Source organism: uncultured Mobiluncus sp., from assembly GCF_902488535.1.
Taxonomy (GTDB): Bacteria; Actinomycetota; Actinomycetes; order Actinomycetales; family Actinomycetaceae; genus Mobiluncus.
The window spans coordinates 26552-46476 of sequence record NZ_CABTWO010000012.1 but is presented as its reverse complement, the minus strand read 5'-3'; the positions used below and the strand labels follow the sequence as shown (position 1 = coordinate 46476).

The window sequence follows — 19925 nt, the reverse complement described above, 5'->3', positions numbered from 1 at the left end:
TCCGTAAAAATCACTACCCACTACTACAATACTTCGGCTGGGTCACTAATACAGTGAACCCAGCCGAAATACCACAAAATCTGCGTGAAGAATCTTCAGTCTGTCAAAAACTATCTCGCCAACCCGGCCAACTGGGAAGTCAGCCAAGCCTGCTGCTGACTGAACCCTGCCAGCAAGGTCTCCAACCGAGAATACTGCTGCTTCAAAGATGCCTCCTTGCGCACCATACGCTCCGTAAAGTCGCTGATTCGAGACTCTACGTAGCTCTTCTCGTCGTCGTTGGACTTGATGACACTTGTCAGCATTCCGGTGCTCGAATCGGAAACGTTGCTGCCGAAATCCCCAAGTTTTTCGGCAAAAGCAGACACAACCTTTTCCGTCCTGGTCGGGTCAGACTCCATCATGGCCTGGAACTTAGATTCATCGAACTCCACCGTCAAACCATCCGAGGTGTTCTTCAGGGTAATCCCGAAGTCTTCCGCAGAGTAGGTTTGAGCATTCCCCGCAGCATCCTTAATCGTGATTCCAGAGGAGAGCATATCCCCTAGCTCGGACTGCACCTGGCGACCAATCGAGTTCGACAAGACACCCGGAGCCTTCCACGTAGACTTCCTTCCGTCTTCGTCGGTTCGGGTTTGCTCCACTGACTTCATGCCTTTGGCCAAAGTCCCCAGAATCTTGTTCACGTCTCCGATGAGGGACTTCACCTTGCCAGCTGCCTCGGACTGGTCGGCCACGACATCAATCTTGACGCCCTTGGTCAGGTACCCGGGGTAGACACTGGTTCCGTCCGCCTTGGTTTCCGCCTTCACACCAGAAATATCCACCGTGACCTTATCCATCAACTCAATCTGGTTGGAGGAGTAGCGGTGGTCCTCACCGTAGAGGGAGATAACCGCATCACTGGACGCCCGGCGCTCCGTACCGTCATAGGAGGTAACCCCCGAGACGGCAGAGCGCAACGCTGCCGCATCCTCAAAGGTGTAGGACACCGATTGAGAAGCCGCGTCGGGAGTAGTGGTCTTGGGGGTGACGGAGAGACCCTTCGTCACGTCCCCGGCAAAAATCTTGAAGTCCCCAGCCTCGACACCAGTATCCTTGCCGGTGACCTGCAAGACATACTGGGCTTGTCCATTACTGTCGCTGACGCGCACCACCGTGGCAGCCACGCCGGAGTCTTTCACGGAGTTGATTGCCTGGGCAATATCCTGCATAGAGTTGGAAGCCGGAGTAATGTTCGTGACCTTGTTCCCCACCATAATGGAGAAGGAGCCACCCTGGCCGATTGCATTGGTAAGCGAAGTGAGCTGATTGCTGTCAAAGGTAACCTGCTTGGACTGAGCCAGGGACTTGACATCAAACTCCACCGAACCCACGGCTGCGCCAGCCTTGGTGCTGACACTGACCATGTCGCTGGAGGAAGAGCCCTTCACTGCACCCCAGACGGCCGAAGCATCAAAACTTTTGTCGAACTTGCTTTCCTTGCCGTAAACCGTCCAAGCATTCTTCGTCAAGGCTGCCAGCTGTGTGTTCAAATCCCGGAATGCCTTGGTGCGGGATTCAAGCTGGACTTTCTTGGTCTGCAGACCCCTACCGGCCTGCCATTCCAGAGCCATTAGCTTCTGGACAATCCCCTCGGTATTGAAACCGCCAATACCGCTTATACCCATACTCATGATTTCTCCTTCCGTGGAATAAAGGCTTTATCCCATCCTGAGATAACGCCGAGGCCCAGGATACCGACAGGTGTCCCGCTGACACTACCTCACGCTTAATTGTCGGCCATTAACTCTGAGAATTAAGGAGAAATTATTTTTTTCGTCGATTCCGACGCGCTTCCGCTCGCATATTCTGCTGCCGAATCGACAATCCTCCCAGGTAAGAGGTGGTTGGCGGGGTGGGTGGTTTTTCTTCTTCCGCCGGTAGCTCCACTTCGGGTTCCCCACCACGAGATCGGACTTTGTCTTTACTTTTAGGTTTCTCGGCTGCTTCGGCGGCGCGCTGGGCTTCCTGCTCAGCTTCGATACGAGCCTTCGCCTGCGCCGTGCCACGGGCGTGACCAGCCAGGAAACTCTTGGTGGAAGTGCCCTGCGAATCCTCAGTAGCGGACTCCCCCTCCTTTTCCTTACGGCGAGATGACCCCGCAGACCCGCCGGACAAAACTTGTGACAACGAATCACGCAAAGACGACGAACGGGGACGAGTCGCCCCGGAAGAATCCCGCGGGCGACCTCGCGCTGACGAAGAGTCAGGGGGTGGAATCAGCGTGTCCTCTATCTCTAAGTCCACGTCTGAATCTGCGCGCAGCATCTCATCAGCGTGATCTTCAATCTTTTGGAAGTAGTTCTCGCGGCGTTTCTTAACGATGCCGGTGACTTCCTCGTTTTCTTCCGCGGCCGTTTCGGGATCGAGGTGGCGGTTCATCCCCTCGCGCATCAGGGTGAGCGCCTCTGAACGTAGCTGGGACACCCGCGACTGGGTGACGCCCAGCTCATCGGCGACATCTTGAATCGGACGTTCCTCGAAAAATACCTGTTCCACTACATAGCGCAGGCGCTGGGGCAGAGCCCGCACCGCCGCGCGCAGATACACCAGGCGTTCGTCGTCCAGCAGCGTGTCCTCCGGGGAGGGGCTTTCATCAGGCACTTCCAGGGTCCGCTCGTCGTCTTTACCGGCGGGCGCATCCATCGAGATGACACGGCGGGCGGCGTCTTGCTGGGCGGACTCCACCGTCTCTACGTCCACTCCCAAGGCCGAAGCAAGTTCCTCTTTCGTGGGGGCGCGTCCCGCGGCAGCGGTGAGGGTAGAGGTCATTTCTTCCAGTTGCTTGGTACGTTGGCGGGCCCCGCGCGTCGCCCAGTCCATAGAACGCAGCTCATCCAGCATCGCCCCGCGAATCCGGTAGATTGCGTAGCGATGAAAGGGCACCCCGGTCGATGGATCGTAAGAATTAGCGGCTTGCACCAGAGCCAAAGAACCCGCCGAAGCGAGGTCCTCGCGTTGCACAAAAGACGGGACACGGCGCAACAACTCCGCCACTTGGTAACCAACCAAGGGGAGGTTTTTTTCAATTAGTTCGTTGCGGTTCACTTCGCCGAGTGAAGCCTCCACCGTGTCTCTCCTCAGAAAAAATCGCAGGTACAGTTCAAATTAGTTTACCTTTTATACCCTTTAATTAGCGGTAGATTACTGAGGAATCGGCAGGATTGAGAGATTGACAATTTTGCGTGTAAGTTTAGCTAAAGACCGGTCAAGCATTGACGATTGTGCTGACTGAGGAGGAGGACGCTATGTCATTGGACGCATTATCACGCCAGCTGTGGAAACAACGCGAAACTCTGGAGGTCATGCTGTTCAAGCTGGAGGAAGAACGTTTGATTACTTCCACGGCCTCGTCCCGGTGGCTGCCGCGCGCCACTCGTGAACTGGAAGCCGTCATTGCGCAGGCCCAAACGATGGAACTGGAACGCTCTATGGAATCTGAAGCCGTGGCGGTCGACTTGGGACTGCCGCCCGAGGCCTCCCTGAAAGAAATCGCCGAGGCAGCCGACGAACCGTGGAAGACCCTGCTGAACCAGCACCGCGGAGCCCTCATCTCCCTGACTTCTGAAATCGCCGATATGTCCCAGGCAAACCAGGAAGTCCTGGCCTCCCTGCAACGCGCCACCCAGGAAACCCTGATGAGCATGCAAGGAGCGGAAGAAACTTACGGTGAGGACGGCGGAATCCACGCTTCCGGAACAGGTGAATCCACCATGCTTGACACCTCAATGTAAGAACAAGACCACGGGGTTTTTGAAAAAATTCTTATATCTGAGCTTTTCAAGCCGATGAGCTTAAACGTGGGCGCGAGAGGCGACACAAAGATTGAGTAAGCACACAGGCTAGAGAAAGGACACTCCGATGGGTTCAACGTTTTCTTCGCTGAACGCCGGATTGACCGGTCTTTATGCAGCCCAACGTCTCATCGAGGTTTCCGGGCAGAACATAAACAACATGAACACCCCCGGATACACGCGCCAGCGCGTCGACCAAAAAGCTCTTGGCATCGGTTCCGAACCCTCTATCTGGGCTGGATCAGTACCCCAGGGCGGCGGCGTAGAGATCACCGGGGAAAGTCGTTTGGGCGACTTCTTTCTCGACGCGAAACTCCGTTTGGAGACCGGCCGTGCCGCTTCTGCAAAACAGGTTTCCCAATCCTGGAAAGCGATTGAAGCGTCTATGGACGAGTTGGGCAAGATGTCTGTGTCCAACTCACTACGCGAATTCTACAAGTCTTGGGGAGACGTCAACAATTCTTCGGACAACCGTGGGGCGCGCTCGACCGCCATTGGTAACGCCCAAGCGCTCGTGACCCAGATTCAGACCGGGTACACGCACATTTCTGACCAGTGGAAGAACGCCAGGCACGAACTGGAAGCCCATGTTTCTGACCTGAATGCCACTATGGATTCCGTGGTAAACCTCAACGACCGGATTCGTAGAGGAACCTTGGTGGGCCAAAACGTAAACCACCTGATTGATGAACGTGACAAGCTCGCCCTGCATATTTCGGAGCTAACTGGGGCCACCGTGCGAAAGTCGAAAGCGATTTACACGAAAGAAAATGCTCCGCATCCGTCCATGATTGGGACTGCTTACGAAGACGGCACGATTGAAATCATGCTGTCCGGTAACTCTCTGGTCGGCAAGGACTATGCGAACCATTTTGTGGTTTCCGGTTCTTATGACATGCCGGGAATTGATGCGGCTCCGCGCGAGATGTACCAAAAATCTGTCGATGCCCTTACTGCCGGCGGAAAGAGCCTGGACGCTATATTTACCCGCAACGGGGTTGAAATCCAGAAATACCAGGCAAAGGTGAGCGTATATACCGATAAGGATGCCCCCGATCCGTCGAAAGTCGGTCACAAATACGTAGCCTTCTATGACATGGAGGATAATGGCAAGAAAGTCGGTGGCACCGATCAGGAGTTTGCTCTGGGCGATTTTCATCGCGATGAAGGTCCGGTGCGCTTGACCTGGGACATTGGCGGACATGAAATCGCTATTAAAGAAGGAGTCATCGGCGGTATTGCCCAAAACTTACGACCGGCCGAGATTCCCGGAGTGTCCGGAACCATCGGCAAGGGCGGCTCTTGGGCAGAAGCCGGCAAACTCTATAACGACGTGGCTACGAATATCGCCACGGAAGTCAACGCCATCCACGCCAACGATGGCGGGAAAAACAACACAAAGACCCTTTTGACTAAAGAAGTGACGTTCAAGCTCGCGGACCTGAGCAAAGACACGAACGATCCGGACCGTCTGGTAGACGCAAACGTAACCATAAAGCGTAGCGACTACAAGACTGACGAGCTTTTCGACCGGGCCGTGCAAGACAAGGTAGCAGAACTTGAAAAGGGCAATCCCGGACATGCCGCCATCTACGAAACCGTGAAGGAGGACGGTGGGGACTTCTTTAAGTTTGCCGCTACCGACAACAAACTGCCCGCCGCGATGCGCCTCAAAGTCGCGATTACTGACCCACAGGCCATCGCCGCCGGTGTAGAGGTTGGTGGTATCTATGACGGTTCGGTTGCTCTGAGGCTGGGAGGCCAGCAGGACTCGCCCACCTCAGCCCTCAACGAATGGGGTAAGTCCGTCGTGGACATCGGGGTACACGCCTCGGGAGCCTCCGACAAATACAACTTGGCGGAGCAAACGCGCCAGATTGCGGAGCAACAGCAAAAGAGCCAGTCCAGTGTGGACATGAACGAAGAAGTAATGAACCTGATTCGCGGCCAGCACGCCTATGCGGGCGCGGCCAGAATCACCAGCACTGTTAACCAGATGCTGGAGACCCTTATCAACCTAGGTAGGTGAGTGGCATGATTACCCGCATGACAACCTCGATGATGGCTAGTTCCTCTTTGGCATCCGTGCAGCGAAACTTCACCCGCTTGGCCGACGTCAACGAACAGATGTCCTCCGGCAAACGCATGAAGTTCGCATCTGATGACCCAGCCTCGTCCGTTTCCTCGATGCGCCTGCGCAAGGAGCTGTCCGCAACTGAACAGTACAGCCGGAACATTGACGACGCCGCTTCCTGGATGCAAACAGCGGATTCCGCCATGCTTTCCGTGTCAGATATGTACCGTAAGGCCAAGAGCACCCTGATTCACTCCGTGAACTCGGCCAACGGACCCACCTCGCTGCGGGCTCTCGCCGCAGACCTCGAACAGCAGGCTCAAGCCATCATGTCTCAGACCAACGCCACCTACCTGGGACGCACAGTTTTCGCCGGAAACTCCGACAAAGGCAGCGTTTTCCGCCCCGGTGTGGACACTGAGGGAAACCGGATTTTCCTGCCCACCGAGACAGACGAAGTGACCGCGAAGCCCGTAAATCGTCGCATCAACGCCAACACGACACTGCCGGCGAATATGGACGGAAACCAAATTTTTGGCACCGGTACTATCAAGTGGACCGGCACCCCAGCCACCACCATCGACACTTCCAACAACCCCTCCGCCATGAACCTTCTGACAGAGGCCGCCAAGATTCTGCGCACCGGAACCCTGGAAGGCGATAATGTCGACAAACTTCTGGCTATCCAGAACCAGCTCGACAAGAAGGCCCAAGATTTGTATGAGGGCATGTCTACGTTAGGGGCACGCCACAAGCAAGTTATCGAGGCTCAAGACAACATTGTTGGGGACCTGCAAGCCGTCAAAAAACAGCTTTCAGATGTCGAAAACGTCGATATTCAAGCCGCCACGATTGAAATGTCACTGGCGAATATGGCTTACCAAGCTTCCCTTAGCTCAACTCAGCGTGTCGTGCAACCAAGTTTGCTAGACTACTTACGATGAGCACTAACGACGAAGTTACCGAAAACACTGAAACCGCCGGCGACGGCGAGGATTTTCCGATGCTCAAAATCCGGATGGTTCGGCCCATGCCAGGCCTGGAAAGCCACCTGGATTTCAGCCTGACCGCAGTGGACGAGACCGGGGTTCTATGGACTTTGAAGTCTGTTATTGACCCCAACGTTCGCCTCTTTGCGGTTCCGCCGATTGCCTTCTTTGACGGCTACACCCCGATGATTCCCTCCTCAGCGCGGGATCGCGTTGGCTTGAACAAGGGCGAGGAACCTTTCATTCTCGTCATTGTCCACCCCGCGACGGGGTCCTATCCCCACACGGCAAACCTGCTGGCACCCCTGGTGATTAATCCAGAAAACATGAATGCCTTGCAGGTCGTGTTAGAGGATCAGGACTGGCCGTTACAGGCGCCCATCGGAGACCCCAAGGAATCCTAAATTTCAGTTTTTCGGTACCAAGATGACCTTTCAGCGCCCCGGCACGAGCCGCGGCGCTAGGGTTGTTCTTAGAACTTAGCTATGTCCGTGCGGTAGTGCGAGTTCTCTAGGGCGATGCTCTGGATGGCTTGGTAGGCGCGCTGCCGAGCTTCGCTCAAGTCACTTCCCCGCGCAACTACTGACAGCACCCGTCCCCCGTTGGCAATCAACTGACCAGCATCGTTGACTTTCGTGCCCGCGTGAATAATATGTACCCCCGGCACCTGGCTCGCGGCGTCCAGACCGGTGATGACACCGCCCTTCACGGGCGCCTGCGGATAACCGGAGGCGGCCAGCACCACGTTCACCACGGCCTCATCGCTGACCTTGAGCTGTGGGGCCGCCGCCAGGTTACCATCGGCCGCCGCTGCCAACAGCGCTAACAAATCCGTATCCAGGCGTTCCAGCACCGACTGCGTTTCCGGATCCCCAAACCGAACGTTGAACTCGACCACCCGCGGCCCACGCGAAGTCAGAGCCAGACCCACATAAAGCAAACCGATGAAATCGCAGCCCTGGTTAGCCAGCACATTACACACCGGGACAGCGATTTCCTGGGCAGTGCGCCGCGCCAGATCCTCCGGAGCCCACGGCAGCGGCGAGTAGGCGCCCATGCCGCCCGTGTTGGGTCCCTCGTTGTGGTCGTAGGCGCGTTTGTAATCCTGGGCAGCGGGCAGAGCAACCACGTCGTGACCATCACAGATGCAGAACACCGAGGCTTCTGGCCCGTCCAAGAATTCTTCGATGACGACCGCGGGTTCGTGGGGATTCGCCATCGCTTCAATGCAGGCGGCGGCGTGGGCCACGGCGGTGTCGAAGTCAGACGTCACCACCACGCCTTTCCCGGCGGCCAAGCCGTCTTGCTTGACCACGTAAGGAGCCCCGAAACGCTGCAAAGCATCCCGGGCCTCGTCCAGAGTACAGCAGGCTACCGAAGCGGCGGTAGCGACCCGGGCTTGGCGCATAATCGTTTTCGCAAACGCTTTGGAGCCCTCCAGGCGGGCGGCCAAACGTCCGGGACCAAAAACTTTATACCCCGCCTCACGCAGGACATCGGCGACCCCTTTGACCAGGGGGGCTTCCGGTCCGATCACCACCAAATCAGGGTGCAAAGACCGTGCCAGTTCCAACACCTGCGCCGGTTCGTCAATGGCACATTTGACGTTTTCCCCGAGAGCGGCGGTGCCGGGATTACCGGGAGCAATCCAAAACTTGTCCAACAGTGTTGATTTAGCGATAGCCCTGGCCAGCGCGTGTTCACGCCCGCCGCTTCCCAAAAGTAAAACCTTCATAATCTCAGTTTAATAGCTTTTTAGACTTGTCAATAATAGGGAGCAAAATTTTGCCTTCGGGGCGGCTGTTAGGATGTGGGTATGTCGTTTACAGAAGCGCTCGGGATGGGCGAGTTTCGCCCGCAAACCAACGTTGACTTTGGCCGAGTGGTGGAGGTTCGCCCCACCCAGGGTCTGTTTGTGGCTTTTGAAGGCTGCGACGGGGTGGGCAAGACCACCCAAATTGCGCGGGCTGCGTCGTGGGTTCGCCAACAGGGATGGGACGTCATCGAGACGCGCGAGCCCGGCGGGACCGACCTGGGGGTGGCTCTGCGCCAACTGCTGCTGGACGCTGGGGATGTGTCGGCTCGTGCCGAGGCGCTGCTGTTTGCCGCTGACCGTGCCCAGCACGTGCACAAGCTCATTATTCCCGCTATTAACGACGGCAAAGTCGTGATTACTGACCGCTATCTGGCTTCCTCTATCGCCTATCAGGGGCACGGGCGGGAACTCGGAGCCCGAGAAATCCGCGTTTTGTCCATGTGGGCTACGGGGGGATTGGTGCCAAACCTGACGGTACTGCTAGACCTGGACCCCGAGACAGCAGCAGCTCGCCAGGCTGCCGATGCGTCCCTGGGCAGCCCGGATCGGATGGAACGCGCCGGGCTCGACTTTCAAAAGCGGGTTCGGGAGGATTTTCTGCGGATGAGCGAGGGTCAGGACACTTGGCTGGTCGTTGACGCGAGCCTGCCGGTAGAGGAAATCGCCACTCAGGTGCGACTGCGTCTGGCTCAGATGCTGCCGGTTATCAAATCGTGGTGAGCCGGAAAGTCGCGGTGAACATGAGTATCAACCCCAGCGGCGGTGTATGGGCTGAGGTAGCAGGTCAGACCCGAGCCATCTCTCAGTTCTCCCAAGCGGCCGCAGCCGCCCGGGACCTTATCGCGGCCCAAAACCGCCCTGCTGACCTTATGACCGCGCCGGAAAACGCCACGCCAGCTGCGCAGACGGACTCCGGCACGAACCTCGCGGCGATGACACATTCCTGGCTGGTGGTCGGGCCGCCCGGCTCGGGGCGCTCCACCGCCGCCAAAGCCTTCGCGGCCGCCTTGGAATGTGAGGATCCGGACAATCCCGGTTGCGGAATCTGCGCCGCCTGTCGCGATGTGCGCCAAGGCACCCATGCCGATGTCAGCGTGATGACCACCGAAATGGTCGAGATCAAGTTTGATGATGTGAAAGCCCTGGTCCAGCAGGCTTACCGGCGGCCTGTCCGTGGAGAGTGGAACATCATCATCATCGAAGACTACGACCGCATGAGTGAATACAGCTCCAACCTGCTGCTGAAATCCATCGAGGAACCGCCCGAGCGTACCGTGTGGGTGCTGTGCGCCCCCAGCGCCGCCGACGTGCTTTCGACCGTTCGCTCACGCACCCGCCTAGTGCAACTCACCCTGCCCAGCCCCGCCGCGGTGGCGGAGCTGCTGGTTCGTCAAGATGCCTCCATCAGCCCCGAACTCGCCGCCGAAGTCGCCGCCGCCGCCGAATCGCACGTGGGACGGGCCCGGGCTTTGGCCTATGATCCGCAGCTGCGCGCCGAACGGGTCGGGATGCTGCGGATGATTTCGCAAATGAGCTCCAGCGCTGAGGCGATGTGGACGGCGGCCGCCCTGGTGAAGCTCGTAGACAAACAGGCCGAGGCTCTGCGCGGCGCCAACGACCAGGAGGAACGCGCGAAAGTCCTGGAGGCTTTCGGTCTGGCGGCCGACACACCCGATTCCCGGCTGCCCCGGGATGTGAAGTCAGCCCTGCGGGGAGCCAAGCTCAGCGAGACCGATGCGCACCGGCGGGCCCGGCGCGCCAGCTTCGATACTTGGGACCGGGTTTTGGGCGACATTTCGGGCTTTTACCGCGATGTTTTGCTGGCACAAGCGGGGTCCGCCCAGCCGCGTATCAATCTGTCGCGACCAGCCGGTGAGCTGGTCGATGCGTACGTGGCGAGGGTCGGGACCGGATCGCAGTCCCTGGCCGAAACTACAGCCCGGTTGGAGGCGATTCGTCGAGCGCGACGCCGCCTGATGGGAAACGGTAACACCACCCTGGACATCGAGGCGCTTTGTGTAGAACTGGCAGACCGGAATAGGGCAAAATGTAAGGTGAACGGAAGGTAGAGAATGAACAAGCTGACAAAAGGTTTCGGGATTATGGCTGCCGTGGGACTGGCACTGGCGGGGTTGGCTGGCTGCGCCCCGGAAAAACCCTTGGCGCAGCCCTCCAAACCGCCCAGCCCCACCCAAACTGTGGACCAGCCGAGACTCGCCGAGTATTATGCCCAAGACCTGCAATGGAAGAACTGCGGCGGCGACTTCGAGTGCGCCATGCTGGAAGTGCCCCTCGACTATGACAACCCCCAGGGCGAACACGCCAAAATCGCGATGAAACGGCTAAATACCGCCAACAAAGCAACACGTATCGGGACGCTCATTATGAACCCCGGCGGGCCCGGCGGCTCCGGACTGGAAAACATGAAACCCGAAAACGTGGCCTATTTCTTTAGTGACACGGTGCGAAACTACTATGACGTGCTGGGGTTTGATCCCCGCGGGGTCGGGTCTTCGCAGCCTGCCATCAAATGCCGCACTGACCAGGAACTTGATGAGGACAACTCGACCTATTATGACCTTTCTACCGAAGCCGGACGCGCGGCAGATATCGCCGACTATAAAGCCCTGGGGGAAAAGTGCCTAAAGAATTCCCCGCAGATGACCCGTTTTGCCAGCACGGAAAACACCGCCCGCGATATGGATATAATGCGGGCCGCGCTCGGCGATGAAAGGCTTTACTACCTGGGATTTTCTTACGGTACTTACCTGGGTGCGATTTACGCGGACCTTTTTCCGTCCCGGGTGGGACGCATGGTGCTGGACGGGGTGCTTGACCCGTCCATGGACATGAACCAGGTTTCGACCCTGCAAGCCAGCGGGTTTGAGGCCTCTCTGCGAGAATTCGTAGCACAATGCCAGCAAAAGCACGCCAAACAGTGTCCGCTGCACGGCGACGTGGATTCGGGAATGTCTCAGATCAAATCCCTGCTGGATACTTTGAAAACCAACCCTATGCCCGCCAAGAGAGGCCGCGAACTGACCGCCACCCAAGCCTTTACTGGGCTGATTGGCAATATGTACAACACTGGCTCCTGGTGGCAGCAGCTGTTGCCCGCCCTGTCCCAAGCCCTAAACGAGTCTGACGGCACCGGCCTTCTGAATAGTGCCGATTTTTACAACGAACGCAACGCGGACGGCACGTATCAAAACAACTCCTCCGATGCGTTCATTGTTATCAATTCACTGGACTATGAGCCAGTCGGCGACATGGCGCAATGGAAAGCGGACGCGGCAAAGATAGAGGCGGATTATCCCACCGTCGGGGAATTTTTCTCGTACAGTTCCCTCGGAGCGGAAAACTGGCCAGTTAGGGCAAAAACCACGGCGAAACGCGAGATCAATCCCCCGTTAGAGGAGGACATCCTGCTGATTGGGACCACCGGGGACCCCGCCACACCGCTGAAAATGGCTCAGCACACCCGCCAGATGATGCGCCATTCCAAGCTGTTGACCGTGCAAGGCTGGAACCATACGGCCTACAACTCCTACGCGCCGGGCTGCGTCAAAACCATCACTGACACTTACCTGGTTTCGGGCAAAATCGCGGGTACGAGCAGCGACACCTGCCAGCTGGATTAGGCGTGCCCGCGGCACGCTGGTACCGGTAGCGGGGTCTGCCTGCCAAAGTTTGGAACGACCTCTGTTTCAGGCTAAAATGAAACCCGCGCATTTTGCACACCGCCGCCTTAGCTCAGTCGGCAGAGCGATTCACTCGTAATGAATAGGTCGAGAGTTCGATTCTCTCAGGCGGCTCCACGTTTTTCGTTGATATTTCAATGAAAACCGCTTTCGATTAAGTCGAAAAAATCAAAATGCCAATACCCAGCCAATAAGAGACCTAGAAACGCTGCTGTATTCCTCACAATGTTGCCCTAGAGAGGCACCTCTTACCGTTGTAAAACCGCAGCGCAAGTACTGTAGAACCGCAACGGAATGCCCTCTAAACCTCGCTGACGTGCAGAATCGTTTCATGATCACTTCCACGATTCCGCCAAGGATGGGTCGCCATCTTTGGATAATGATTTGTAGAGGTTCGCGAGTGAAGATATGGAATTTGCGGGAATCGGTAATGCCCGCCTGTGGCTGGATATGCAGACCGCCTATGAGCTTGCGCATGCTCGCAGCAAGGAGGCCCCAGTTTCCACACCCTAGAGGTATTTCTGTGCAATTCCAGTGCCAGAAATTATTTCAAAATCGGCTGTAAGCTCTGCATTCACTTCTTTCCAGGCCGATAAAACAAGCTCGTCTGAAAATCCTCTTCCGTGCTTAATGAAACCAAATAACCGAATTGTATTTTATAATAATGACGCTAGTTGCCGGGGACTAAACCTTAATTGAGCCCCTAATTGTGGCAGACAACCTTAATTCATCGAACCTCTTATTCTGAAAATCGTTACCGTCCGGGGTTGAATTAATTATTCATCGATGTCTAATATAGAACTATTCATACACTCATACTTATGGAGGGCACCACATGGCTAAGAAAGTAAAAACCATTCTGATTGACGATATTGACGGCTCGGACGCAGCCGAGACGGTCACCTTTGGTTTGGACAACGTCAACTATGAAATTGATTTAAACGAAACCCACGCTAAGGAACTGCGCGACAGCCTGGCACGCTGGATTAAGTCTGGACGTAAAGTTTCCGGCCGCCGCCGCCGTGGAACTGCCCCGGCGGCAAACAGTGAGATTCGCGAACTCAACCGCCGCGTGCGCGCTTGGGCTAGCGAAAAAGGAATTCCGGTCAACGACCGCGGCCGCGTTCCGCAAAAACTCATCGACCAATACCGCGCCGCGACCGGCAATAACTAAGGGCTATTTCGCCTCGAAAACTTCATAACACGTAAGGACTGACCGTCCGGCCTATTGCGGCGAAACTTTATTTTCGACGCAATAAACAAATTGCCAGGGCGGCCAGTCCTTCCTTATTCCCTGTAAAACCCATGCGATCAGTCGTCGTGGCCGAAAAAGACACCGGCGCCCCCAGGATATTCCCCAACGCCGCCTCAGCTTCAGCGTAGCGCGGGCCGAGCCGCGGCTCCTGACCGATAACAGTCACGCTGGCATTGATTACCGCCCAACCGGCCTCGTGCAGCATCTGCATAGCCGCGCTCAAAAACACTTCCCCGCCGGCTCCGGCAAACTCCGGACGCGACACCCCAAAGTTGGTGCCCAAGTCGCCCAACCCGGCGGCCGTGAGCAGGGCGTCGGTCAAGGCATGGGCAGCCACGTCACCATCCGAATGCCCCTCCAGCGGCGCATGGGCAGGAAAAGACAGGGTCCCCACCTTGAGCGGGCGGCCCGCCACCGGCTCACCGGCAGCAAAACGATGCGCGTCAAAACCTTGGCCAACTCGGAAATCCATGAATAAAATCCTAATTGGAATGTTGGTGGTATTTAACCCTTTTGGGTGGTGTATTCCCCTGACCAGCACTTTAGTCTGGGGATTGTAGCGAATTTTGCTCATCCCCAAGCGGATACAAGCTAAGGAGGCCAGTCGATCGTGAGCGATGTGCAGCTAAAATGTCCGTCCTGCGGTGCTCCCATTAACTTTGATGTGCCCAGCGGCAAGATGAAGTGCAGCTTTTGCGGGGCTTCATTCACAGTCGAGGAGGTCAACCAGTTCAACGGTATCTCCCAAGCCAACGCGGAACTCGATGCCGCGCACGCGCAACAGGCGGGGACTTCCGGCGCCGGCGGCTCCGGCGCTGCCGGAGGGGCGGGAGCCGCTGCCACCCCGGAAACCCAGATTTCCACCACTCCTGCCGAGGGTCAACCCGGTTGGGTGGAGCCCCCGCCCACCTATCTGGACGAAGCGACCGGACAGAAAATGGCTCAGTTCCAGTGTAATTCCTGCGGTGGGGAAATCATCGGTTCGCCCGACATGGTCAGCGCCCGATGCCCCTGGTGCAACAACAACTTCGTGGCGACCGGACAGCTGACCAGCACCCGCGTCCCCGACCGGATGATTCCCTTTGCGATGACCAAAGAACAGGCCTTGGAGGCTTTCAAAGCCAACATGAAGGGGCTGAAACTCATTCCCAGAGAGTTTAAGCAGGTCAGCGTCGACGACATCCAAGGCGTTTACGTGCCATACTGGCTGTATGACGCAACGGTCGCCGGTGAAGGCAACTTTAGTTGCGAAAACATCCGCACCTGGACCGATTCGGAATACGAATACACCCAACATCAGGAATATCAGGTGTATCGCAGCGCCAACGTCGCTTTCCTGGACGTGCCGGTGGCGGGCACCACGAAAGTCACCGATAAGCTCACGGAATCCATCGAACCTTTTGACTACACCAAGTCGGTCGCGTTTTCCCCCGCCTACCTGACAGGCTTCATGACCAACAAATATGACGTGGAAGCGCAAGACGCCAACCCCCGCGCTTTGGAACGCATGAAAGACTCCACCGAGGAAGTGCTGCGGAACTCAATCAGCGGCTACGACACAGTCTCGACAATCAACACCTCCATCCAACCGGCTTTCGGGGAACTCGAATACGTGTTCCTGCCGATGTGGCTGATGAATGTCGATTTCCAAGGCAAAAACTACAACTATGCGATGAACGGGCAAACCGGCAAGTTCGTGGGCACGTTCCCGGTATCCGAGCGCAAGTACTGGGGCGGACTGTTAGGCATCGCCATCCCCCTCGCCATCATTTTTGGCGCCATCTTTATTCCGTTCCTGATGCCGATATTTTTTGATTGAGGTGAAGATCATGAATATGCGTAAGACGATTCTTTATTCCGTGGGCGCGCTAGCGGTGGCTCTGGCTCCGTCGGTTGGTTTCGCCCTGCCCGCAGCGGCGGGCGAAGAAGTCAGCCCTGCCGCGTTTTCTGTATCGGTTGCGTCACCTGGGGTACTGCCGACGCAGACTCCGCCCCCTAATCCGGACGATGCCCCGGAAACTAGCGACGAACCGGCTACCTCCGCGGAACTGACTCATACCGAATTAGGCGACATCATCGAATTCCCCGATAAGGAGCAGGTGCCCTACGTGGGCGGACAGCCGGATGTGAAATCCGCGGCGCCTTTCATCCGTGACCATTCCGGGGTATTTAGTAAATCCAAGATTGCCGGCTGGGAAAAGCAGATGGCGGCTTTGGCTGAGAAGTACGGGATTGCGCCCTATGCCGTGACCGTGGACGATTTCAATTATCAGACCCCGGAACAGTGGGCAGCGAACTATTACAACGCCAACCAGCTTGGCTTGGGGGAAAAGGACGCCAACGGGGTACTCATGGTAATCAACCCCACCTCGCGCGATTTGTGGTTCCTGGGTCACGGGGATGGTGAAAAAGCCTTCACCGTTTATGGCACCGAGAAGCTCTATTACCACGTCAAACAGCCCTTGGGCGATGACCACTGGGACGACGGCATGGAGGTCTACCTGACCCAAGTGGCAGATTACCTGGAACAATGGAAAGCCGGGACACCCTACAGCGAGAGTCACCCACTGCCTCACCCCATGACCCTGGAGTCCACCGCTGCCGGTGCCGCCGGGGCGGCAGCCCTCGGTGGCGGTGCCGGCACCATGGTGATGCGCCGGATCAGGAAAAAGCACGATACGGCGCAGCTGCAGTCGGGAGCGACCTATTACGTCGTGCCTGGTTCGGACCAGATTACGGGCTCCAACGATGTCTTTGTGAACGAATACACAACCCAAGTCGCGCGTCCCAAGAGCAGCGACAGCTCCGATTTCAGTGGCGGCTCGTTCAGTTCCGGGGGTACGTCGTTTAGTTCCGGGGGCGGTAAGTTCTAAGTTCACGGCCCAAGGCCGGTGGCGTGGCGTACCCAGCGATGTTACGTGTTCGGCGACACCGCGACACACCGGTAACCGCGGTACCCGTGCGCGAACCCCGCTTGTGAACAGGCACAACACGCACCGCGCTGGCAACGCCCTGAATAACCGACCTAAGATTGACACGTGAGTGAGGTCTCGGCGCCACGGCTAACCCGCAACCAGCTTTTCCGACTGGTTGCGGCGGTAGTCTGCGCAATCCTCGCCGCGCTCATCGCCCAGCAGTCCCTCGCTACAGTCAAGGGGCAAAACTTCGACGGCCTGACCCGATTTGCGGTCAGCCGTGGCAAGCCGTTCCTGTTCGGAGCCGACACGGCGGCGCTGGACACGATTTCTATGGGTGCCCTCATCGCCATGACCGGGGTGGTATTTCTGATAGCCGCCGCCAGAAAACGGCGTGAACTGGGAATTCGTGTCCTGATTTTGGTGGCGGGCGCGAACCTGACCACCCAGGTCCTGAAACACTGGATTATTCACCGCCCCGCCTTGGGCGTGGACTATCAAGGCTTGGCAAACTCGCTGCCCAGCGGACACACTACGGTAGCGATGACGGCGGCGATTGGAATCGTCATGGTCGTCGTGCCCAAGTGGCGTTCCGTAGCCGTGTTTATCGGCTGGCTCACCACCAGTTTTGTCGGTATCGCCGTGATGCTCAACCAGTGGCACCGCCTCTCCGATGTGCTCACCGCGATTCTCATTGCCACCGCCTGGGGTTTGGTGCTGACTCCCCGGGAAGCCACCGACCGACGTTTCGGACATACCCACCGCGTTACCCTGTTGGTTTCCCTGGTCGCGACCCTCATCGGGGCCAGCGGAATTGGCGTGATTTGGCTGCGGACTACAGACATTCCCCTTTCCGAGGCCGCCCTGCATGCCGCCGCCCTAACCCCGCTGGGCCTATTGACCGCGGGCGCCTCCATCCTCACCATCATCGGCCTAGCCGGCCTGGTCCTGGCGATGGTCAACACGCAAGCCCGCCATTAAAACCGACCGGGGCGGTTTCACCCTTTTGGGTGGTTACTCGCTCACGGCGCGCCGATACCCTGTGAGAGTCCGTTATATCAGGAGGTAACCATGAATATTTCTTTCCCAAGTTTCCCCTCTCGGTTCAGTCGGGCCGGAGCAGGATTCGCGGTGGCGGCATTGGCTGTCGCCGGTTTGTTGGTGCCCGCGGCGCAAGGTGCCGACACCGGGGATACCTACGCCGCTAACAGCTGTATCGCCTGGGATCGCCTGGGCGGGGCGAACGCCATAGAGACTTCCGACCTGGTGGCCAATCGCGCCTACCCGACGGGTTCACCCCATTTCCTGGTGGCTTCCTCACGCAACCCTGTGGACGCGCTGCCCGGCGGCGCCTTGGGCGTGGGGCCCATCCTCCTCACCGATGGAAAGAGCTGGAACCTCGAGACTCTGGCAAAATATCAAAATGTGACGATACTTGGCGGCTACGGGGCAGTCGAGCAACTGGCAGAAACATTTTTTGACGAACACGGCATCTCCAGCTCCCGACTGCAAGGCCCTGACCGCAACGCCACCGCCTCCGCTATTGCCGATCGTTGGGTACAAGTTCACGGCCAACCGACCCATGTCTATGTCACCCGCAACGCGGGGGCCGGTTCACCCGATGCTGTAGCAGCTTCCGTGGTGAGAGACGGACCCATCTTGACCTTCACGAATCCCGCGAGCCTGCAAGCCGCGGCCGCGAAGATTCAGGCAATGCACCCCAGTCAGGGCGTAGTTATTCTCGGTGGCGAGGGAGTAGTGTCCGCTGCCGAGGCAAATGTCCTGGCCGGAGGCTTACAGCTGAATCGCCTCAGCGGGATGAATCGTTACGAAACGTCTAGAGTCATTGCGAGTTGGGTGGCGCAAACCCGCCCGGTTCACCACGTCTATCTGGCCAGCGGTCACGCTTTGAAAGATGCCATGGTGGCCGGAGCCTTCAACGATGGGGTCATCCTGTTGACCCCGCCGGATGGTTCGGGAATCAATGAATGGGCACGGATGATGAACGCGGACGGCATCACGGTTGTCGGTGGACGCGGTGTCGTTTCTGACGCAGCAGCCCAGATTGCCGCCTGCGGTGAAACTGCTGGAATCACCAATTCCCTGGTCCAGGGGCTGCTGTACCCCCTCGGCACCGATCAGGCCTGCTCTACCGCGAGTTGGAACGCGGCGGAATCTCGGGGCCTGATGGAACAAATGCCGAACACTGAAAATGCCTGCTGGCAAAAGCCGACGGGTACACACATCAGCATTCAACACCGTGGAGACTATTTCTCTGACGGTTACCCCGATGCCATCGTCTATGTCAGCGATGTGGACGGAACGATGGTGTTCCTCGTGGTTTACAACCCCGCAAATCCGAGCCAGCCCTACGTGTCCTACCTGTGGGGCGGCAATGGAGACTGGGGTTTCCGCGTGGTGGAAGAATCTTCTTACCCCCTGTTTGAACTGCTTTCCGACGGGCAAGTAGTCAAGCAGCTTTCCGTAGCGGATAATATCGGCGGCAAGCCGGAAGTTGCGCTGCCGGTCAGCTAAAACTGGCACTGTAGCGAAAGCGTTGGTGGTGGGGAATCGTGTCGGCTCCCCCACCACCTTTCGCGGCAATTCGAACCAAATCCCCAGGGCGCCCTGATAAAATTTGCAAGCAACAGGCGGCAGGGCTTCACCGCGGTCACAGATAGGAAAATCGGAAAGGGAAAGGCAATTGACTCGGATAACCATTGTGGAGGATCAGACTATCCTGTTGGATTCCCTCGCGTCCGCGATTGCTGCCGAGGACGATTTTACCGTTGTCGACAAACTCAGCGATGCTGCCGCGATTCACGCTTCGGTGCGGATTCACCCCGTCGACCTGGTGCTGATGGACGTGGTGACGGAAAATTCTTCTGGCCTGAGCGAATCGGCCAAACTCAAGCGGGACCACCCCAACCTCAAGGTCGTCATCTTTACCGCCATGCCAGATGCGGCTTTTGTACAGGAAGCCCAAGAGGCCGGGGTCGATTCTTTCGTGTACAAAAACATTTCCACCCCCGATTTGCTGGCTGTGCTGCGTTCGACCATGCAGGGGGACTCTAGTTTCCCCGGTGCCACAGCCCTGCCCAGTTTTGGCGCCAACGAGTTGAACCAGCGCGAGATGCAGGTGCTGCGCCTAGTGTGCGCGGGTTATGCGCGCAAGGAAATCGCGAAAAAGATGTATTTGAGCGAAAACACCATCAAGTCCTACATCACCCAGCTGCTGGCGAAAAGCGGCTTTTCTTCCGTGGCGCGCCTCGCGTTGTGGGCGGTTTCCAGCGGTTATATCGTGGTCCAAGACAACGACGCGGACTGTGGCTGAATCGG

17 protein-coding genes and 1 tRNA gene are annotated in these 19925 nt (G+C 57.5%); 14 read left to right on the top strand and 4 right to left on the bottom strand.

All coding sequences use genetic code 11. The annotated features are described in order from the left end of the window. Window positions 1-110: 110 nt before the first annotated feature. On the bottom strand, window positions 111-1676 hold the full coding sequence (gene fliD, locus RDL66_RS05635) for a flagellar filament capping protein FliD (RefSeq protein WP_308535800.1): 1566 nt from the start codon (window positions 1674-1676) through the stop codon (window positions 111-113). 133 nt (window positions 1677-1809) lie between these two features. Next, window positions 1810-3111 carry a sigma-70 family RNA polymerase sigma factor gene (locus RDL66_RS05630; RefSeq protein ID WP_308535799.1) on the bottom strand — a complete coding sequence of 434 codons (1302 nt, stop codon included), beginning with the start codon at window positions 3109-3111 and terminating at the stop codon, window positions 1810-1812. Window positions 3112-3290: 179 nt separating this feature from the next. On the opposite strand from RDL66_RS05630, the gene RDL66_RS05625 reads away from it, so the two are divergent. The 4 genes from RDL66_RS05625 to fliW all read left to right on the top strand — a co-directional run bounded on the left by RDL66_RS05625 (window position 3291) and on the right by fliW (window position 7303). Continuing rightward, window positions 3291-3776 carry a flagellar protein FlgN gene (locus tag RDL66_RS05625; RefSeq protein ID WP_308535798.1) on the top strand — a complete coding sequence of 162 codons (486 nt, stop codon included), beginning with the start codon at window positions 3291-3293 and terminating at the stop codon, window positions 3774-3776. A 127-nt stretch (window positions 3777-3903) separates the two neighbouring features. After that, on the top strand, window positions 3904-5865 hold the full coding sequence (locus RDL66_RS05620) for a flagellar basal body rod C-terminal domain-containing protein (RefSeq protein ID WP_308535797.1): 1962 nt from the start codon (window positions 3904-3906) through the stop codon (window positions 5863-5865). 5 nt (window positions 5866-5870) lie between these two features. After that, the gene (locus RDL66_RS05615) at window positions 5871-6854 is read left to right on the top strand and encodes a flagellin (protein ID WP_308535796.1); all 984 of its coding nucleotides are present in this window, start codon (window positions 5871-5873) and stop codon (window positions 6852-6854) included. Further along, window positions 6851-7303 (top strand): flagellar assembly protein FliW, encoded by a 453-nt coding sequence (gene fliW / locus RDL66_RS05610; protein WP_297723213.1) that lies wholly within the window; start codon window positions 6851-6853, stop codon window positions 7301-7303. Before RDL66_RS05615 ends, fliW begins: the two co-directional genes overlap by 4 nt. Window positions 7304-7371: 68 nt before the next feature. Here the strand turns inward: fliW and purD are convergent, their stop codons facing one another. Next, entirely contained in the window at window positions 7372-8634 is a 1263-nt protein-coding gene (gene purD / locus RDL66_RS05605) for a phosphoribosylamine--glycine ligase (protein ID WP_308535795.1), read from the bottom strand. 81 nt (window positions 8635-8715) lie between these two features. Between purD and tmk the strand changes: the two genes are divergently transcribed. The 5 genes from tmk to RDL66_RS05580 all read left to right on the top strand — a co-directional run bounded on the left by tmk (window position 8716) and on the right by RDL66_RS05580 (window position 13590). Further along, window positions 8716-9435 carry a dTMP kinase gene (gene tmk / locus RDL66_RS05600; protein ID WP_299294664.1) on the top strand — a complete coding sequence of 240 codons (720 nt, stop codon included), beginning with the start codon at window positions 8716-8718 and terminating at the stop codon, window positions 9433-9435. After that, on the top strand, window positions 9432-10784 hold the full coding sequence (locus RDL66_RS05595) for a DNA polymerase III subunit delta' (RefSeq protein WP_299294662.1): 1353 nt from the start codon (window positions 9432-9434) through the stop codon (window positions 10782-10784). The genes tmk and RDL66_RS05595 overlap by 4 nt, the downstream gene beginning before the upstream one ends. Window positions 10785-10787: 3 nt before the next feature. Beyond that, window positions 10788-12356 (top strand): alpha/beta hydrolase, encoded by a 1569-nt coding sequence (locus RDL66_RS05590; RefSeq protein WP_308535794.1) that lies wholly within the window; start codon window positions 10788-10790, stop codon window positions 12354-12356. Between the two features lie 101 nt (window positions 12357-12457). Then, window positions 12458-12533, top strand: a tRNA-Thr gene (locus tag RDL66_RS05585). A 718-nt stretch (window positions 12534-13251) separates the two neighbouring features. Then, window positions 13252-13590 (top strand): Lsr2 family protein, encoded by a 339-nt coding sequence (locus RDL66_RS05580; protein ID WP_308535793.1) that lies wholly within the window; start codon window positions 13252-13254, stop codon window positions 13588-13590. Window positions 13591-13657: 67 nt separating this feature from the next. On the opposite strand, the gene ispF is transcribed toward RDL66_RS05580, so the two are convergent. After that, on the bottom strand, window positions 13658-14245 hold the full coding sequence (ispF, locus tag RDL66_RS05575) for a 2-C-methyl-D-erythritol 2,4-cyclodiphosphate synthase (RefSeq protein ID WP_308535792.1): 588 nt from the start codon (window positions 14243-14245) through the stop codon (window positions 13658-13660). 36 nt (window positions 14246-14281) lie between these two features. On the opposite strand from ispF, the gene RDL66_RS05570 reads away from it, so the two are divergent. From RDL66_RS05570 to RDL66_RS05550, 5 genes are all read left to right on the top strand, one after another. After that, window positions 14282-15490 (top strand): ATP-binding protein, encoded by a 1209-nt coding sequence (locus tag RDL66_RS05570; protein ID WP_308535791.1) that lies wholly within the window; start codon window positions 14282-14284, stop codon window positions 15488-15490. Window positions 15491-15500: 10 nt separating this feature from the next. After that, complete coding sequence (locus tag RDL66_RS05565) at window positions 15501-16544, top strand: TPM domain-containing protein (RefSeq protein WP_308535790.1); 1044 nt, start codon at window positions 15501-15503, stop codon at window positions 16542-16544. Window positions 16545-16709: 165 nt separating this feature from the next. Further along, the gene (locus RDL66_RS05560) at window positions 16710-17567 is read left to right on the top strand and encodes a phosphatase PAP2 family protein (RefSeq protein WP_308535789.1); all 858 of its coding nucleotides are present in this window, start codon (window positions 16710-16712) and stop codon (window positions 17565-17567) included. Between the two features lie 90 nt (window positions 17568-17657). Then, complete coding sequence (locus RDL66_RS05555) at window positions 17658-19121, top strand: cell wall-binding repeat-containing protein (protein WP_308535788.1); 1464 nt, start codon at window positions 17658-17660, stop codon at window positions 19119-19121. A 169-nt stretch (window positions 19122-19290) separates the two neighbouring features. Continuing rightward, on the top strand, window positions 19291-19920 hold the full coding sequence (locus RDL66_RS05550) for a response regulator transcription factor (RefSeq protein WP_308535787.1): 630 nt from the start codon (window positions 19291-19293) through the stop codon (window positions 19918-19920). The last annotated feature ends 5 nt before the right edge of the window (window positions 19921-19925 follow it).

Coding starts and splice junctions, on each gene's coding strand:
- fliD (WP_308535800.1), bottom strand. CDS start 1,676: ATGAGTATGGGTATAAGCGGTATTGGCGGTTTCAATACCGAGGGGATT.
- RDL66_RS05625 (WP_308535798.1), top strand. CDS start 3,291: ATGTCATTGGACGCATTATCACGCCAGCTGTGGAAACAACGCGAAACT.
- RDL66_RS05620 (WP_308535797.1), top strand. CDS start 3,904: ATGGGTTCAACGTTTTCTTCGCTGAACGCCGGATTGACCGGTCTTTAT.
- RDL66_RS05615 (WP_308535796.1), top strand. CDS start 5,871: ATGATTACCCGCATGACAACCTCGATGATGGCTAGTTCCTCTTTGGCA.
- fliW (WP_297723213.1), top strand. CDS start 6,851: ATGAGCACTAACGACGAAGTTACCGAAAACACTGAAACCGCCGGCGAC.
- purD (WP_308535795.1), bottom strand. CDS start 8,634: ATGAAGGTTTTACTTTTGGGAAGCGGCGGGCGTGAACACGCGCTGGCC.
- tmk (WP_299294664.1), top strand. CDS start 8,716: ATGTCGTTTACAGAAGCGCTCGGGATGGGCGAGTTTCGCCCGCAAACC.
- RDL66_RS05590 (WP_308535794.1), top strand. CDS start 10,788: ATGAACAAGCTGACAAAAGGTTTCGGGATTATGGCTGCCGTGGGACTG.
- RDL66_RS05580 (WP_308535793.1), top strand. CDS start 13,252: ATGGCTAAGAAAGTAAAAACCATTCTGATTGACGATATTGACGGCTCG.
- ispF (WP_308535792.1), bottom strand. CDS start 14,245: ATGAGCAAAATTCGCTACAATCCCCAGACTAAAGTGCTGGTCAGGGGA.
- RDL66_RS05565 (WP_308535790.1), top strand. CDS start 15,501: ATGAATATGCGTAAGACGATTCTTTATTCCGTGGGCGCGCTAGCGGTG.
- RDL66_RS05555 (WP_308535788.1), top strand. CDS start 17,658: ATGAATATTTCTTTCCCAAGTTTCCCCTCTCGGTTCAGTCGGGCCGGA.